The following is a 17,415-nucleotide window of genomic DNA, read 5'->3' as shown; positions in this document are numbered from 1 at the left end:
ATATACCTAGGTCCTGCTTTTAAAAGCAGGACCTAAATATTTTATAATTATCTATTTTTTATTTATCTAACTGGGCAAGCTCCACCTTCACAAGAAGAACTATCTAATTCTCTTTCTAGATATTCAGTCTCATATTTAGAAACTAAAGAAGGATTAAACTTTTCCATTGCTTTTCTTCTTGCTTGATATTCTTCTTCAGTTATTTCCTCATAAGGCATTAAATCATAAAAGTTATCACTATAGGAAATAAAGGAAATACCAACTACACTATTCCAATTTTCCCATAACCATTCTTCTACCGCTTCCCACTCATCATCACGAACATGAACAGTTATTGAAGCATTATGATCCACATAATTTTCCATAAACATTTTATATGTTTCTAACTGATCTATAGCATCCACATCACCTTTAACTTGACCTTCAGGTGCTTTAACTGGGAATTCTACTACTAATGTTTCTGGATCATCTGGATCTTGACCAACTTCAGGATGAATTGGATATTCTAACTCTTCGCAAACTCTTGCTAAAGGATCAGAAGCAGAAATTCTAACTCGACGAATATAATAAGCACTATGTGAATAATGGAGTCCACTAGAAACTGTAGGCATTTGAGTTTGAGTTCCCTCAGGTTTAACTGTTGTTATTAATTTAGGCTCATTATCTCCTGCTTCTTTAGCAATCTCTATAGCTGCTTTTTTAGCAACTTGACGCAATTCTTCTAATAATTTAGCTTCTGCAGCTTCATTTAAATCTGCTGCATTTTTCATATCCTGCCAGCCAGTTAAGGAAGTACCTATTAAACGATCTCTTTTATTAATTTGATCCCACTCAGGTAATTCAAATTCTATTAAAGCCATCCGATAACCAGCCCTAGCAGAAAGCTTTTGCGCTTCAAACATAGCTTTTTTATCAAGTTGACCTTCATCATCAACAAAAGCCATTACATTTAAAGAAGTTAAATTACAAACTCCCCGAGAATCTAAAAGAATCTCAGCACAGGGATTAACACCTTTAAAGTTTTCTCTTCTTCTACTTCCTTCTACAGCATTAATAAAACCAGGTTCACCACTAAAACGCATCTGCTTTACATGCCACTGCAGCTGCTTTTTAGAAGGCTTGGCTTCATAAAAAATACTATTATTGCTCATCTGGCGGTGAGATATCTCTTTATTAATGATCCACTCATTATTTTCTTTAACATATAAATTATTTTTAGCCTGAGCAATTTCTTTATCTTCTTGACTAAAGAGACAAATTTGAGAAGAACGTCTAACTCCACCAGAAACAACATTTTCTGCTATAATATTTGCAACATCCATAGCATCTATTGGCTTTAATTTCACTCTTTTTATCTGATCTAAAGCACGAGCAGGCTTTTCTTTTAATAATTTATCAATTTTAGTAAACATTCTTTTTAAACTCTGATGACCAGAAGCTGTACCACCAAAAGTTTTAAGCTTTTCACCTTTAGGTCGCACAGAATCATAATTAAATATAATTCTTTTTAAAGGTCGATAAGCATGGTTAACTAAAAATTTAAAGTAATATTCCAAAGACTGGATCCAACCTTCTTTAGAATCACCCACATTAATTGTTACTACATCATCTTCATCAAAATCAAAATCTGTATATTCTCTTCTTTGATCTTTAGCTACTGGTTCATAATATTTATGAATAACTTCAATATCAGTTCTAATTTTAGGTAGTTTATCTACATCACGTGGTAATACACGAAATCCTACTCCTGACACATTATCCACAGCTTTCACTGCAGTGCAGACTATATCTTTCCCCAATTGGGGATCTTGCGCTTTGAATAAGTACTCAACTCTTATTCTACTCCATTTAAGGATAGTCGTTAAACCTTTTATTCTACAATTTTCCATTTAAAACCATAAGCTATTTTTTCTTTAATAAAATTGCTAATTTTATAAATAACTCCATTATACATATATTTAAATTCACTTCCTTTATTAAAAAGAAAGAGTAGAATAACTTGGCACGGTATTACCATCTATCCCGATGGGACAACAGGTTTTCTTAGTCAGTTTATTATTTATTCACTGATACCGTTAGCACTATTAAAATAGCACACCCTTGAGTATAAGGTTCACAAGATTTTTCATTATCACATTACTGTAATAAGCGGCTACTAATTAACCGATCATGAGTAAGTAAAATAAGTCCTGATAAGCTTTAAAACTATCAATTACTGTAAAAGAACAATTATAATTACTCATTCCATATTTCTTAGATGATTCTGTACTAGCAGTCCAAAGTGTTCTACCAGCTAAAAAGTTATTTAAATTATAGACATTATCATATAATTTTTCTGCTTCTTTTTTTGTTGTTGGGGCCAGCGAACAATTATATTCGACAGCTCTTTTTACAGTTTCCCACCAATATTCGCGCCTTTGTTCTTCTTCTAACCACCTAGAATAAGTTCGATAATAAATAAATTCTCCTAACTCAGTTGGAAAAGGATTAGGCTGGTGCTTATATTTACTCAAAAAATCATTTGATAATAATGGATTTTCTTGGCGATCTTTTTTACGCTTTAACCTAGTTTTTTGTCTTTTATTTCTGTATAAAATATAGGCCTTAGCAGTTGTAACATAAGCTGCTTTCATTAATTTTTCTTCGACTAAATCCTGAATTTCTTCCACCTTAGGTATTTGATCTTCATTATAAAATTCAAGTATTAAATCTGATTCTACATCCAAAGCTACTTGTTCAGCATCATCTTCAGTTGCATCTTCACCTGATTCTATCATAGCTCGATAAATAGCTTTAGTAATTTTATCCCGACTATAAGCTACTTCTCTTTCATCTCGCTTAATAACCGTCATGTCGGATTTGCTCAAAATAAAAACCTCCTTAAAGTTTTCTATTTATATTATTTATATATATTTTTTTACTTGAATAATTATTATAGCATAAAAAGCAGATTTCTTTAAGTATAAATTAACAAATCTACCAGAAAGATTTAAACCCGGCACAAAGATATTTTTGGTACCGGGTACAAGTGAAAAAAAACACTATATATATATATTTATTTACTTAATTATATCTGTCCCCATAAAGTCTCTCAGAACTTTAGGAACTGTTATTGTTCCGTCTTCATTTTGATAATTTTCCAGAATAGCAGCAACTGTTCTTCCAATTGCTAAGCCTGATCCATTTAAAGTATGGACAAATTTAGTACTAGCATTTGGTTCAGGTCGATAACGAATCCCTGCCCGTCTGGCCTGGAAATCTTCAAAATTAGAACAAGAAGAAATCTCCCGATAACTGTCATAAGCGGGCATCCAAACTTCTAAATCATAAGTTTTAGCAGAAGAAAAAGTTAAATCTCCTGTACAAAGGCTCACTACCCGATATGGTAATTCTAAACGCTGTAAAACATCTTCTGCATCAGCAGTTATTTTTTCTAATTCAGCATAGGAATCTTCTGGTTTTACAAACTTAACCATTTCTACCTTGTTAAATTGATGTTGACGAATAATTCCTCTGGTATCACGACCATGAGCACCAGCCTCGGCTCTAAAACATGCACTATAAGCTGTTAAATATTCAGGCAGCTGTTCTACATCTAAAATCTCATCCCGATACATATTAGTTACTGGAACTTCTGCTGTTGGAATTAAATAATAGTCTAAACCTTCTAATTTGAACATATCTTTTTCAAATTTAGGCAGCTGACCAGTTCCTGTCATACTATCTGCATTAGCAATAAAAGGTGGGAAAACTTCTTTATAACCATGTTCATCTGTATGCAAATTAAGCATAAAATTAATTAGAGCTCTTTCTAATCTAGCACCAGCACCTTTTAAAAATGTAAAACGAGTACCTGTTACTTTACCTCCTCTTTCAAAATCTAAAATATCTAAATCTTCTCCTAAATCCCAGTGAGCTTTATAGTCAAAATCAAATTTTCGAGGCTCACCCCATTTTTTAATTTCTTTATTGTCAGCTTCATCACTGCCTACCGGTACAGACTGATTAGGAATATTAGGAATAGATAATAGAAGCTTATTTAATTTTGTTTCAACTTCATCTACTTTTTGATCTAATTCTTTAATTCTAGCAGAAACAGTCTGCATTTCTGAAATTAAATCAGAAGCATCTTCTCCATTTCTTTTGAGTTCACCAATTTTATCAGAATTAATATTCCGCTTGTTTTTTAAATTTTCAGCTTCATATAATAAGTCACGCCGCTTATCATCAAGCTCTTGAAACTCTGAAATTGGTGATTCCATATTTCTTTTTTCCATTGCCTTTGCTACTACTTCAGGATTTTCTCGAATAAATCTCATATCTAACATTTTTATTCCCCCTAATAATTTATTTTACTCTAACATTTTAAGTAAATTTGAATTTATTGAATAAAATTATTTAAAAATAAAAAAACCCCTCCCTCAAAAAGGGACGAGCGTACTCGTGGTGCCACCCTAATGACAGCAAATTGCTGCCGCTTAATAGTTTTAACGGACTCAACCGGCTCAGCTTAGTCAAATTTTCGGCTTCACAGCTCCAGACTGGATTCAATAATTAACTGACTGATTTGCAGCAGCCACCAGTTCTCTTATTTCAGTTAATAAATTTACTAATGTCCTTCAAAGCTTTTTAATAAATGGCTATTTAATTATTGGCTTTATTATATTATAAGCAGCAAGCAAAATCAAGTTAAATCAAGCTGAAATTAATTCCCAAAATAATTATTAGCTGTGATATAATAGTTTTATTAGATTAAATAAAATAAAAAAGGAGTCTGATTTTATGCAAAATAAAAATTATTATATTCTAACAGTTGGCCTAATAATCGCTGCTCTTATTTTAGGTGGCTTTTTCTATCAAGCAGTCAAAAATCAAAATACAATCAAAGTTGTTGGTATTTCTAAAAAAGCTTTTACCGCTGATAAACTAAAATGGGCTTTAACTTTTGAAACAAAAGCTGATCAAGATCAACTTGAACAAGGTTATTTAGAAATGCAAAAAAAATTAAGCGACTTTAAAAAAGAAATTAAAAATGTGGGTATTGAAACTGAACAGTTTAATGTTCAGCCAATTACAGTTAATAAAGAATTTAATTATATAACTAAAAATGGAAATAGCCAAAGGGTTTTTACAGGCTATAAACTAAAACAATATCTCTTTTTAATTACAGAAGATATTGAGGCTGTAGAAGATTTAGTTCTTGATCCTTTAAAACTATATAACAAAGATATTATAATAGCTGCTTCTAATTTAGAATATTTTTATTCTGAAATTGATGAACTGAAAAAAGAAATCTTAGCTGAAGCAACTGTAAATGCCCAAACTAGAGCAGAAAAAATGCTAGCTAATACTAATCTAAAAATAGATAAAGTAATTTCAATGAACTCAGGCGTTTTTCAAATAACTGAACCTTATTCTACTAATACTTCCAGTTTAGGTGTCTATAATACTAGCAGTAAAAATAAAGAAATCAGTGTTACTGCTCATACAACTTTCTCAATAAAATAAAAATTTACTGATCTTCTAAATAAATTTTCTTTAAATTCCGGTCAAGATTACAAACTATTTCATAACTAATAGTGGAAGCAAGCTTTGCAATTTCAGCAGCAGTTATTTCTGCTGTACCTTGCTTCCCAATTAGTACAACTTCATCTCCAATTGCTGCATTTTCTATCTCTTCTACGCTAACAATAGTTTGACCCATACAAACTTTACCTCTAATTGGAGCTCTCTGGCCTCTAATTAAGACTTCACCCTGATTAGATAATAATCTAGGATAACCATCTTTATAACCAATTGGAAGCACTGCTAATTTTTCTGAAGCTTCAGTTTTGTAAGTAGAGCCATAACTAATTGTAGAAGCTGGCGGTAATTCTCTCAGCTGAACAATTTTTGTCTTAAACTCCAAAATCGGCTCTAAAAAAGATTCTTCTTTTAGCTCTGCTGAAGGTAAAAGACCATATAAAATAATACCTGGTCTAACTAAATCTAAATAAGTTGCTTTTAAATCTATTACAGCAGCACTATTAGCAATATGAATTAAAGGCAGTTTGAAATTTGATTTCTTAATTTTATTTAAAGCACAATCAAATCTAGCTAACTGCTTATTGGAAAACTCTTTCTCAGTTTCATCTGCTCGAGCTAAATGGCTAAAAATACCTTCTAGTTTAAGATTATCTAAACTCAGAGCTAACTTATAAACTTCAAATAATTCCTCTGGTAGAAAACCAATCCTTCCCATTCCCGTATCACATTTTAAATGGATTTTTATTTTTTTATTATTTTTAGCAGCAAATTTATTTAAAGCAAATAAAGTTTCTCGACTAGCAGCAGTTTGAATTAAATCTCCTGCCAAAATTGACTGATATTGAGCAGGCAAAACTTCAGCCAAAACTAAAATTGGCACTTCTAGGCCTGCATTTCTAAGCTCAATCCCTTCTTCTGGACTACCAACACATAAATATTCTGTGCCTAAACAAACTAACTTTTTAGCTATTTTAACAGCGCCATGTCCATAAGCATCTGCTTTTACAACAGCTGCAATTTTAGTTTTTTTATTTAATTTACTCCGAATAAATTTATAATTTTTTGCTAGAGCCTTCATTTTAATTTCAAGCCAAGCTGGTCTTTCTAATTCTTGCTCCATTTTTACCTCCCTTAAACAAATAATTAACTAAAATAGATTATTATTTATAATTATAGTATCAAAAATTTTACTTTAAAAAAAGTTTTTTATTAATTGAAAATTTTCTCCTAAAACTCAAAAAGAGAGTATCTAATCTAAGCTAGATTAGATACTCTCAGCTAAATAAATTAAGTTTAAAGTTTAATATCTATTTCAGCTTTTTCTCGCAAGTTTTCAACAAAATCTTGAAAAGCCTGACTCTTTTTCTTATTTTTTAAATTGCTTTCAATCTGTGCTTTAACTTCTTCAAAATCTCTTACTCCTGCTTCTCGATAATCAGTAACCTTAATTAAATGAAAACCAAATTGAGTTTTAACTGGCTCATTAGTTATTTCTCCAACCTCAAGTTTCATAGCCGCATCTCTAAAGGTCTGATCTAAACCTCTCTCATTTGCTGAAACATAACCTAAATTTCCACCTTTATCAGCAGTTGGTCCTGTAGAATGTTTTTTAGCCATTTCAGCAAAGTCAGCACCTGCTTTAATTTCTGCTAATACTTTTTCTGCTTTTGCTTGATCATCAAATAAAATATGACTTACTTTTTTCTCAGCTTCACTTTCAAATTGCTTTTTATTATTTTGATAATAATCTTTTACCTCTTCTTCACTTACTTTAACTTTATTAACTACTTCTTCTCTTAATTTATTAATTAAAAAACCATTCATATTATTTTCAAAAAACAGCTCTTTATATTCTTTCATAGATTCAAAACCTTGCTTCTGAATCGCTGCTTCTAACTGCTCTTCACTTAATTGATTTTGCTGTTTTAAAGCCTGAATTTGTTGGTCAAAAATCTTATTCATTTCTTCATCACTTACTTTAAGCTTTCTACTTTTAGCTTCTTGAACCATTAATTTATTAGTTATCAACTGTTCAAGCTTTAATTTCTGAAATTCATCTACAACTTGTTGACCTGCTTCAGTCTGCAGCATAACAGAACCAAATTCTTGGTTTGTTTGTAAAATTTGCATCAAAATATTTCTTACTCCTGCAAATTGCTCTAATTCTTGCATAGAAATTTCTTCACTGTTAACATAAGCAGCTATTTCCTGATCTGCTTCAGTTACTGTTTCATTTACTTCTTGAATATCTTGGGCAGCTGCTGGCACTGCTAAAATTAACATTATAATACCTGTAATAACTAGAATATTTCTTTTAAAATTCATTAATAAACACTCCCAAATTAATTATAATTTAAATTTATTTCCACTTTAAATTATACCATAAAATAAAGGTTTAGCAAAGACAGACAACTTATTTCTAATCAAAATTTAATTATTTTCAAAATACTTAAATTTTATAAGCCCAATTATTGTTGCACGTGAAACATCTACTTTTTTTAAATTTAAATATTATTATTGCAATAAAAAAGCACTTCTTAATTTAACTAATTATCAAATAATCAATTAAAAATCAAGAAGTGCATAGTTTTTATACTAAAACACAATTAAATTATCTTTTTATTTCTTTTTTATCATTTCTACAGCCTGGATTGATTCTAAGATCTCTTCCATTTTATTACCCATTCCAGCTTCAACAGCAGCAACTACAGCACCTTCTACAAATGGTGCATCTGCTAAAACAATTTTTTCTCTTTCTGCTTCATCTAACCAGTCTAAAACCATATTCACACTCATTACTGCACTACCTAAATCAGCTAAAATTATAGTTCCATCCTCTTTATTAGCTTCTGCTACAGCTTCTTCAATCAAATCTGGACTTGTACCTATTTCTCCATCTGTAGTTCCACCAATAGCAGTTATTTTAACTTGATTTTGATTCATTTGTTCTGCTAGTCTTTTAGTACCTTCAGCAATTTCTTTAACATGTGAAACTAAAATTATATTTACCATTAATAGCCTCCAATTTTTTTAATACAATTCATCTACAACAGTTTTAATTATTAAATAAGTAGAAGTAGCACCTGGATCCTGATGTCCAATACTTCTTTCACCTAAATAGCTTGCTCTTCCTTTAGTTGCCTGCATCTCAATGGTGGCTTTCATTCCCTCTTCTGCACTTGCTTTAGCCTTTTTTAAAGCAGTTTCTAAATCATGATCCTGTTCTTTACTTTCCTTAAGTGAATTAACAGCTGGGATCATAGTATCTAACATTGTTTTTTCTCCCTGTTCTGCTTTACCTCTTTTTTGGACACCTGCTACTGCTTCTTCTCCAATCTCGATTAAAGAATCTAAATCAAAATCAGCATCTGGTATAATTTTACTTATATTTAAAAAGGCTGTTCCATAAAGTGGGCCAGAAGCTCCACCAACAGTTGAAATCAAGGTCATAGCCACAGTTTTTATCAATTCTTTATTATTTTCATAATCTTTAGCAGCTAACTTTTCCTTAACTTTTTTAAAACCTTTAGTCATATTAATTCCGTGATCTCCATCACCAATAGCAGAATCTAACTCAGTTAAATATTTTTTATTTTCAATAATTAGATCTGCCATTTTATTTATAATCTCTTTAGTTTTTTCTACCACAAAAAGTCCTCCTCAATAATTATTTCATAATTTGGATTTCAGTTGCTGCTGCAAGTAATTCTTTTAATTCAGCATCTAGTTTCAATAAAGTAATTGAAACTCCTGCCATTTCTAAAGAAGTCATATATTCTCCCACAAAAGTTTTTTCAATCTTAATTCCTTTATCCTGCAGCATTTGATTAGCTTTTCTATTAGCAAGAAATAGTTCCATTAAAGGAGTTCCTCCCATACCATTAATCATTAGGGCCACATTATCTCCCTCAGCATAAGGTAAATCCTCTAAAACACTATTTAATAATTCTTCTACAATTTGATCTGCTTCCATTAATTCCGTTCTTTCTGTTCCTGGCTCTCCGTGAATTCCAATTCCTAATTCTATTTCATCTTCAGCTAAACTAAAAGTGGACTCATCTGCAGCTGGAACTCGGCAAGGATAAAGAGCCATTCCCTTAGTTCTAACATTATCTATCACTTTTTCGGCAGTTGCCTTGACTTCAGCTAAATCCGCCCCTGCTGCAGCTTTGGCTCCAGCAATTTTATGCACAAATATAGTACCTGCTACTCCACGGCGACCAGTAGTATACAAACTATCTTCTACTGCTACATCATCATTAACAACAACATGGTCAACTTCTATACCTTCAGCTTCTGCCATTTCTGCAGCCATTTCAAAATTCATAATATCACCAGTATAATTTTTAACAACTAATAAAACACCATTACCTGTATCAACAGCTTTAATAGCTTCAAAAACAGCATCTGGAGTTGGAGATGTAAAAACATCACCTGCAACAGCAGCATCAAGCATACCTGCACCAACATAACCAGCATGAGCTGGTTCATGTCCACTACCTCCACCACTTACTAAAGCAACTTTTCCTTCTTTTTTATCTTTGCGAACTACAATATTATAATCATCTAATTTTTTCAGTTTATCTGGAGTGGCCATTACTATTCCTTCAATCATCTCTTCTACTACCTGTTCTGGATTATTAATTAATTTTTTCTTCATAAATAAACCCTCCTTAGATTAGATATAAACTTACTAACATAATTTTATCACTCTAATTTTTATTTATCAAATATATAAAAGCTAATTTTTTTAATTTTAGCTGCTATATTTTCTAATAATATCAAATTTCTGATCATCACTTGCTGTAAAACCAGTAATATTTGTTTTATTTAAAGTAGATTTTATTTCCTTATCTGCTTCTAAGAAAATAGTTTTAGCTGCAGTTAAAATTTCTTGCTCCAGTCCTGATCTCGCTGCAATGACATCTTTTGGAATCGGATCAGTTTTTGCTAAAATCTCTAATTTGTTTAAATTAAAAGTTTGGGCAGCCCTTTCCCAAGCTTCATTATAAGTTGCTCCAGCATCAACTTCAGAATTTAAAACTGCTTTAATCACATTATCATGATTCCCCATAAATTCTTGTTTTTGCAGATCATTTGGTACCCTAATCCCTACTTCTTTTAACATCTGCTTTGGATAAACATAACCAGAAGTTGATAATGGGTCTACAAAAGCAAAGTTGCTATTTTTTAAATCTTTTAAACTATTATATTTACTATCTCTGCGGCTAAAAATATAACCTTGATAACTAGCTTTACCTTCAATTAAAGGAGTTACTAAAGGAATTATATTAGTTTTTCTCTTAGCTGTTACATAAGCCATTGGCGAAAACCAACCTATATCAATTAAATCATTTTTTATATACTTACCTAATTCTTCATAATCAGCAACTATAATTGTTTTAGCCTTTTTGCCAATTTTTTTAGCTAATTTAGTAATAATTGGTACATATAATTCTTCAATTCTTTCAGGTTTAGTAAAAGGATTAACTCCAAAAATCAACATTTCACTAGTCTTATTTGCTACTGAAATTTTATGCAGTTTATAAGAAACTGTATTTAAATTTTCAGAATAATCTAGTATTGTCTTAGAATTATCTTTTTGATCTTTTATATTTTTATCTACTTCTGCAATATTTTCAGAAATATTGATAAATTCTTGGGTCATTGATTCAACAGCTTCAGTTGTTTGTTCAGTTGCTGAAGCTTGATTATCAGTACTCTCAGATAATTTTGAGACTGAATCCATAACTTTATGTAGTTTTTCATTCATTAAACTAAAAGATTCAATTGACTTACCAGCTAATTCTTCTACTCCTTCAATATTTTCAAGTCCATTTTCAATTATTTGATCAGTATTTTTAATTTCTAAATTTATATCATTAATTGCTCTTCTAATTTCTGCAGTTAAAGTTTCAGTTTCTTCAGAAAGACTTTTTATTTCTCCTGCAACTATATTAAAACCTCGACCAGCATCACCTGCTCTAGCAGCTTCAATTGAAGCATTTAAAGCTAATAAATTTATTTGATCAGTTATTTGAATAATCCCTGCTAAGAGTTGATTTGCCTTTTCAACTGCTTTTTCTACACTACCAATAGAATCTCCAGATTTTTTAACATTTTTTGCTATTTCAAGCAAAGTATTGTTTGATTCTTGAATCCAATTTTTATTTTTTTCTGAATCTAAAACTAAGTTTTGAGCTATTGCTTCTAATTTAGTCATTTCTTCTTTAATAATATTAGAAGAAGAAGAAAGTTCTTCAATTGTAGCTGAAATTTCTTCAGCTGCAGCTGCATTATTCTCAACTGAACCAGATATATTTTCAAACCTCTTAACTAATTCAGCTGCTTTTTTATTGTTTTCATTAATTAACCAAATTAAATCTTGAGATTTAAAAGAAATTTCTTGGGACAAATTTAATAATTTATTGGCATGTTCTTTTTTATTTTCACTTTTTTGAAAATCATTTTGATGCTTAAGATCTTTTTCTTCAGCTTTGTTTTTTTCTGCTTTAAAATAATTAATACTTAAAAATAATAAAGATGAGATAATAATTCCAAAAATAAAACTAATTAAATTAAAAGTTTTTAATATTTCCATAATCTGACTCCCTCTATTTCAAGATAATAATCATAATGCTAAATCAGACTAAAATTACTTTACTGTTTAAATTAATCTGATTTAGCACTTTATAAATTATTGAGACTTTTTTATATTTTTTTAGGTAAATCTCTAGTAGCAACTACATCTGCCCCTGTATCTAAAATATTTTCGATAATCACATCTCCCATCTTCAAAGGTGCTTCTATTTCTTTGGAGCCAATAATTGCCATCGCCTGATCCATATTTTCTAAAGGAATTTGCTTTGTAGTTTTGACTGGACAAAGTGGTAAAGCTCCACCTTTGACTTTAACTGTTGTTGGTAAAATTCTAGTTGGAGCAACTATTTCTTCTTTTGCATAGTCAGCTCCTTGAGGACAGGCATTACCCATTATATTTATTATTTCTTCACCATCATGCTCAACTGTTACTTCACATCCTTTTGGACAAGCAACACAGGTAATAGTTTGTTTTTCAAGCATTTATTCAGCCTCCTTTTCTATAATATCAACCCTTATTTCACTAACGCCTTCTAAATCATCAAGTGTTTTTTGAGCTAGAGGAACACTAATCATTTCACCAGGTTTAGCAAAAGGCTCTGTAAATGAATAAAGTTCTTTTCCATCAGCATATAACTCAATGTCAACAGCTGTCAAAGGAGTACTAACTCTCATATATAAAGGTATTCTTTTTCTACTTTCAGACTCTAATTCAATACTTTGAGGAATTACATAAGCAACATTTTTCCCTGCCTTAACTGCTATTTTTTGATCTGCTCTTTGATATTCTTCTTTAATATATTTTGCTGCCCAGTCACCAGCAATTTGTGATTCTTCAGTCACCCAGTCAACTAAATCATGCACATGTAATACATTACCACAAGCAAAAATACCATCAATATTTGTTTCCCGACCTTCATTTACTATCGGACCACCTGTTCGATCATCTAAACTAACATTGGCTTTTTTAGATAATTCATTTTCTGGTATCAAACCAACTGAAAGTAATAAGGTGTCAGCTTCTACGATTTCCGAAGTTTCAGGAATCGGATTCATCTGATCATCAACTTCTGTTATTTCTACAGCTTCTAGTCTATCATTACCAATAATTCTAGTTACTGTATGCTTTAACTTTAAAGGAATATCGTAATCTTCTAAACACTGAACTACATTTCTAGTTAAACCACCTGTATATGGTAAAATTTCACATACTGCTTTTACATCTGCCCCTTCTAATCTCATCCTTCTGGCCATAATTAAACCAATATCTCCAGAACCTAAAATAACTACTTTTTTACCAGGTACAAATCCTTCAATATTAGTAAATCTTTGAGCAGTTCCTGCAGTTAAAACTCCAGCTGGTCTAGTCCCCGGAATTCCTAAAGCACCAGCTGTTCTTTCCCGACATCCCATTGCTAAAATTACAGCTTTTGCCTGAATCTCCATTGCACCTTGATCTTTATTCATTGCAAAAACTTTTTTATCTGCTGTAACATCAAGTACCATTGTATCAAGCTTTACCTCTATATCTCTTGCTTCTACATCATTTTCAAATCTTTGAGAATATTCTGGGCCAGTTAATTCTTCCCCAAAATGATGAAGTCCAAAACCATTATGAATACACTGTGGTAAAATTCCCCCTAATTCAAAATCACGCTCTAAAATCATGACATCTTTAATTCCATTATCATAAACCTGAGCAGCTGCAGCTAAACCAGCAGGACCTCCACCAATAACTACTACATCTTTTTTAATTTTAATCATTCTACATCACCCTGACTCCCGAGTAATCCTTTGATTTTATGTTCAACAATATTTGAATTATCTTTTTCTAGTCTAACCTCAGTTGTCTCAATTCCAAGTTCTTCAGCAATTATTTCTGTAACTCTAGGTCCACAGAATCCTCCCTGACATCTTCCAGCTCCAGCTCTAGTTCTTCTTTTAACAGCATTTATAGTTCTAGCTGGAATTGGACCATTAATCGCATCTACAATTTCTTTATAAGATACAGTTTCACAGCGGCAAATGATTTTACCATAATCTTTATCTTTTTCAGCATAGGCTGCTCTTTCTTCATTTGAAATTTCATAAAATCTAGCAGGATCTTCTCTGGTTTCTATTACTTCAGCTTTAGCTTCTAGCTTTAAGCCTTGATCTTCTAATATTTCAGCTACCAGATCTGCAATAGCTGGAGCTGAAGATAAACCAGGAGATTGAATTCCAGCAACATTAACAAAACCAGCAACATTTTCTGCAGCTTCAATTACAAAATCTTCAGTTGTATCAGCAGCTCTTAAACCCGCAAAAACTCTAATACTATCTTTTAAAGTTAAATCTGGAAACATTTTTTTAGCACCATTAAAAACATGATCTAAACCTTCTCTAGTTGTAGCAAGATCTTCTTTACTATCAACAAAATCAGAAGTTGGCCCAATCAAAAGATTATCTTCAACAGTTTTAGTGCAAACAATTCCTTTAGAAATTTTTGTTGGAATTGGGAATAAAACATGGTTTATTTCAAAATCCTTTGCATGGTCATAAATAAAGTATTCACCTTTTCTAGGATGAATATCAATTTTTTCTACTCCAACCATTTTAGCTATTTCATCAGCATAAAGACCAGCAGCGTTAATAACATAATCAGCTTTAAAATCTCCTTGATTAGTTTTAACTCCTCTTACCTGATCTGCTTCTGTATAAACATCTAAAACTTCAGTTTCTAATTTTACTTCCACTCCATTTGCTACAGCATTTTCGGCCATAGCTAAAGCAAATTCCCAAGGGGTTATTATCCCAGCAGTAGGTGCCCATAAAGCCTTTACTGCTTTATCACTTAAATTTGGTTCTTCTTTTTGCAGCCATTCTTTATCAACTATTTTTAAACCTTCTACCCCATTTTTCTTACCTTTTTCTAATAGATCATCTAAAACACTTAAATCATCACCCTCCATTCCAACCACTAAAGAGCCGATTTCTTCAAAGGGTACATTTAAATCTTTTACTATCTCTTTAATTTGCACATTACCTTTATTATTTAATCTTCCCTTTTGCTTTTCGGGATCAGCATTATAACCAGCATGAATAATTGCTGTATTAGCCTTTGTTGTACCAGTCGCAACATCAGGTTCTTTTTCTAATAATAGTACATCTAAATTATAACGAGCAAGTTTCCAGGCAACTGCACAACCAGAAATACCTCCTCCAACAATAATTACATCATAATTATTTTTAGACAATTAAATTACCTCCCATATTCTTTAAAAGTTTTTAATCAAATAAAACCCAAGCAAAAAACATTTAAATTCAGTTTTTTGCATTGGGTTTATACTTTTGTCTGACCAATTATAGTTCCTTATTTAACTGTCATTATCTTTTTATTCTTCAGACCATCCTTTAGCTCTTTCTACAGCACGTTTCCAGTCTGCATAAAGTTTTTCACGTTTTTCATTAGCCATATTTGGTACGAAGAGAGAATCTTTTTTCCACTTAGCTACTAATTCATCAAGATTATCCCAATAACCAACAGCTAAACCAGCAAGATAAGCAGCACCTAAAGCAGTTGTTTCATTAATTTCAGGTCTTTCTACTTCTGTACCTAAAATATCTGCCTGGAATTGCATTAAGAAGTCATTCATTGCTGCTCCACCATCTACTCTTAGAGTTTTTAAATCTATACCAGAATCAGCTTCCATAGCTTCTAGTACATCTCTTGTTTGGTAAGCAAGTGATTCTAAAGTAGCGCGAATTAAATGTTCTTTAGAAGTACCTCTTGTTAAACCAACAATAGTTCCTCTAGCATACATATCCCAGTATGGAGCTCCTAAACCAGAGAAAGCTGGAACTACATAAACACCATCAGTTGTATCTACTTTTTTAGCAAAATACTCTGAATCAGGTGCATTATCAATTAAGTTTAATTCATCTCTTAACCACTGAATAGCAGCACCTGCTATAAAGATTGATCCTTCAAGAGCATAATTAACTTTACCATCAATACCATAAGCAATAGTTGTTAATAATCCATTTTCAGATTTTACAGGCTCTTCTCCAGTATTCATTAACATAAAGCAACCTGTACCATAAGTATTTTTAGCCATTCCTTCTTCATAACAAACTTGACCAAAGGTTGCAGCCTGCTGGTCACCAGCTATACCTGCAATTGGAACTTCAGCTCCAAAGAAATGATAATCAACAGTTTTACCATAAACTTCACTAGATTGTTTAACTTCTGGTAACATTGATTTTGGAATATCTAAAGTTTCTAATAATTCATCATCCCAATGTAAATCTTTTATATTATAAATAAGAGTTCTAGAAGCATTAGTATAATCAGTTACATGTGTATTACCACCAGTTAATTTCCAAATTAACCAACTATCAATTGTACCAAATCTTAATTCCCCAGCTTCAGCTCTTTCGCGAGCTCCTTCAACATTATCTAATAACCATTTAATTTTAGTTCCAGAGAAATACGCATCTACTACTAAACCAGTCTTATCTTTGATTTCTTCTTCTAATCCCTGGTCTTTTAAATCATCACAAATTGCTGCAGTTCTTCTATCCTGCCAGACAATAGCATTATGGATTGGTTTACCAGTTTCAGCATCCCAAACTACTGTAGTTTCACGCTGGTTTGTAATACCAATTGCAGAAATTTGACTAGGTTTAATATCTTTAGTACCCATAGCATCAGCAATAACAGCAAGTGTAGTACCCCAAATTTCATCAGGATCATGTTCTACCCAACCAGGCTTTGGAAAATGCTGAGTAAATTCTTTTTGAGCTACACTAACAATAGCTCCATCATGATTAAAAATTATTGCCCTTGAGCTAGTAGTTCCTTGATCAATCGCTAAAATATAGTTTTCCATTATATACCCTCCTGTTATAATATGTTGAAAAAATTAAAACTTTAAAATATAATTAAATTTAAGTATTTCATTTTTTAAGCTGCTGCAAATAAAATATATCCACCAATAATTCCACCAATTATTGCAAATATCAATGTAGGTACAGATTTTTTGAAATCTCCACCAGTTATTATTCCATGTGTCATAATCCCAATAGAAGCAGCCCAAGCCATATCAATCCAAGGAGCACCTTGACCCTGTACAATTAAAGCCGCACCACCGTGATTAGCAAGCCAACTTGTTCCAACAATAAAGCCACCCATTACTAATCCACCAAAAATACCTCTTTCTTCAACACCTTTACCCCAAACCATTAAAATTAAGAATGGGAAAAGCATTCCACCAAAAACCGTAGTAGCTATTTCTTGAATACCCATTT

At 31.7% G+C, this 17,415-nt stretch carries 15 protein-coding genes and 1 other annotated feature; of the genes, 1 reads left to right on the top strand and 14 read right to left on the bottom strand.

The window, feature by feature from the left end; all coding sequences use genetic code 11:
• Nucleotides 1–62 precede the first annotated feature (62 nt).
• The 3 genes from HPRAE_RS00145 to serS form a co-directional block, all read right to left on the bottom strand.
• Nucleotides 63–1,763: a glycyl radical enzyme family protein gene (locus tag HPRAE_RS00145; RefSeq protein ID WP_245528269.1), complete on the bottom strand. Its 1,701-nt coding sequence runs from the start codon at nucleotides 1,761–1,763 to the stop codon at nucleotides 63–65.
• A gap of 396 nt (nucleotides 1,764–2,159) precedes the next feature.
• Complete coding sequence (locus HPRAE_RS00140) at nucleotides 2,160–2,867, bottom strand: ATP cone domain-containing protein (RefSeq protein WP_014552218.1); 708 nt, start codon at nucleotides 2,865–2,867, stop codon at nucleotides 2,160–2,162.
• Nucleotides 2,868–3,059: 192 nt separating this feature from the next.
• A complete protein-coding gene (gene serS, locus HPRAE_RS00135) occupies nucleotides 3,060–4,328 on the bottom strand; it encodes a serine--tRNA ligase (protein WP_014552217.1) in 1,269 nt (422 codons plus the stop codon).
• A 96-nt stretch (nucleotides 4,329–4,424) separates the two neighbouring features.
• Nucleotides 4,425–4,632: a binding site (T-box leader), on the bottom strand.
• A gap of 150 nt (nucleotides 4,633–4,782) precedes the next feature.
• Between serS and HPRAE_RS00130 the strand changes: the two genes are divergently transcribed.
• Nucleotides 4,783–5,508 carry an SIMPL domain-containing protein gene (locus HPRAE_RS00130; protein ID WP_014552216.1) on the top strand — a complete coding sequence of 242 codons (726 nt, stop codon included), beginning with the start codon at nucleotides 4,783–4,785 and terminating at the stop codon, nucleotides 5,506–5,508.
• Between the two features lie 4 nt (nucleotides 5,509–5,512).
• Here the strand turns inward: HPRAE_RS00130 and alr are convergent, their stop codons facing one another.
• From alr to HPRAE_RS00075, 11 genes are all read right to left on the bottom strand, one after another.
• On the bottom strand, nucleotides 5,513–6,646 hold the full coding sequence (alr, locus tag HPRAE_RS00125) for an alanine racemase (protein ID WP_014552215.1): 1,134 nt from the start codon (nucleotides 6,644–6,646) through the stop codon (nucleotides 5,513–5,515).
• Between the two features lie 173 nt (nucleotides 6,647–6,819).
• On the bottom strand, nucleotides 6,820–7,851 hold the full coding sequence (locus HPRAE_RS00120; protein ID WP_014552214.1) for a peptidyl-prolyl cis-trans isomerase: 1,032 nt from the start codon (nucleotides 7,849–7,851) through the stop codon (nucleotides 6,820–6,822).
• A gap of 294 nt (nucleotides 7,852–8,145) precedes the next feature.
• Entirely contained in the window at nucleotides 8,146–8,538 is a 393-nt protein-coding gene (gene dhaM, locus HPRAE_RS00115) for a dihydroxyacetone kinase phosphoryl donor subunit DhaM (RefSeq protein WP_014552213.1), read from the bottom strand.
• 18 nt (nucleotides 8,539–8,556) lie between these two features.
• Nucleotides 8,557–9,174 carry a dihydroxyacetone kinase subunit DhaL gene (gene dhaL / locus HPRAE_RS00110; protein WP_014552212.1) on the bottom strand — a complete coding sequence of 206 codons (618 nt, stop codon included), beginning with the start codon at nucleotides 9,172–9,174 and terminating at the stop codon, nucleotides 8,557–8,559.
• A 19-nt stretch (nucleotides 9,175–9,193) separates the two neighbouring features.
• Nucleotides 9,194–10,186: a dihydroxyacetone kinase subunit DhaK gene (gene dhaK, locus HPRAE_RS00105; protein ID WP_014552211.1), complete on the bottom strand. Its 993-nt coding sequence runs from the start codon at nucleotides 10,184–10,186 to the stop codon at nucleotides 9,194–9,196.
• A gap of 96 nt (nucleotides 10,187–10,282) precedes the next feature.
• The gene (gene phnD / locus HPRAE_RS00100; RefSeq protein WP_014552210.1) at nucleotides 10,283–12,127 is read right to left on the bottom strand and encodes a phosphate/phosphite/phosphonate ABC transporter substrate-binding protein; all 1,845 of its coding nucleotides are present in this window, start codon (nucleotides 12,125–12,127) and stop codon (nucleotides 10,283–10,285) included.
• 110 nt (nucleotides 12,128–12,237) lie between these two features.
• Nucleotides 12,238–12,609 carry a DUF1667 domain-containing protein gene (locus tag HPRAE_RS00095; RefSeq protein ID WP_014552209.1) on the bottom strand — a complete coding sequence of 124 codons (372 nt, stop codon included), beginning with the start codon at nucleotides 12,607–12,609 and terminating at the stop codon, nucleotides 12,238–12,240.
• Nucleotides 12,610–13,890: an NAD(P)/FAD-dependent oxidoreductase gene (locus HPRAE_RS00090; RefSeq protein ID WP_014552208.1), complete on the bottom strand. Its 1,281-nt coding sequence runs from the start codon at nucleotides 13,888–13,890 to the stop codon at nucleotides 12,610–12,612. It abuts the gene before it with no gap.
• Nucleotides 13,887–15,362 carry an NAD(P)/FAD-dependent oxidoreductase gene (locus HPRAE_RS00085; protein WP_014552207.1) on the bottom strand — a complete coding sequence of 492 codons (1,476 nt, stop codon included), beginning with the start codon at nucleotides 15,360–15,362 and terminating at the stop codon, nucleotides 13,887–13,889. The genes HPRAE_RS00090 and HPRAE_RS00085 overlap by 4 nt, the downstream gene beginning before the upstream one ends.
• 138 nt (nucleotides 15,363–15,500) lie before the next feature.
• The gene (glpK, locus tag HPRAE_RS00080) at nucleotides 15,501–16,997 is read right to left on the bottom strand and encodes a glycerol kinase GlpK (protein WP_014552206.1); all 1,497 of its coding nucleotides are present in this window, start codon (nucleotides 16,995–16,997) and stop codon (nucleotides 15,501–15,503) included.
• Nucleotides 16,998–17,071: 74 nt separating this feature from the next.
• Nucleotides 17,072–17,413, bottom strand: coding sequence for a Lin0368 family putative glycerol transporter subunit (locus HPRAE_RS00075; RefSeq protein WP_014552205.1), 342 nt, complete (start codon nucleotides 17,411–17,413; stop codon nucleotides 17,072–17,074).
• Nucleotides 17,414–17,415 lie beyond the last annotated feature (2 nt).

Source organism: Halanaerobium praevalens DSM 2228, assembly GCF_000165465.1.
GTDB classification, from domain to species: Bacteria; Bacillota; Halanaerobiia; order Halanaerobiales; family Halanaerobiaceae; genus Halanaerobium; species Halanaerobium praevalens.
Note: the sequence above shows the minus strand (reverse complement) of the source record. Positions and strands in the feature narration are given on the sequence as shown.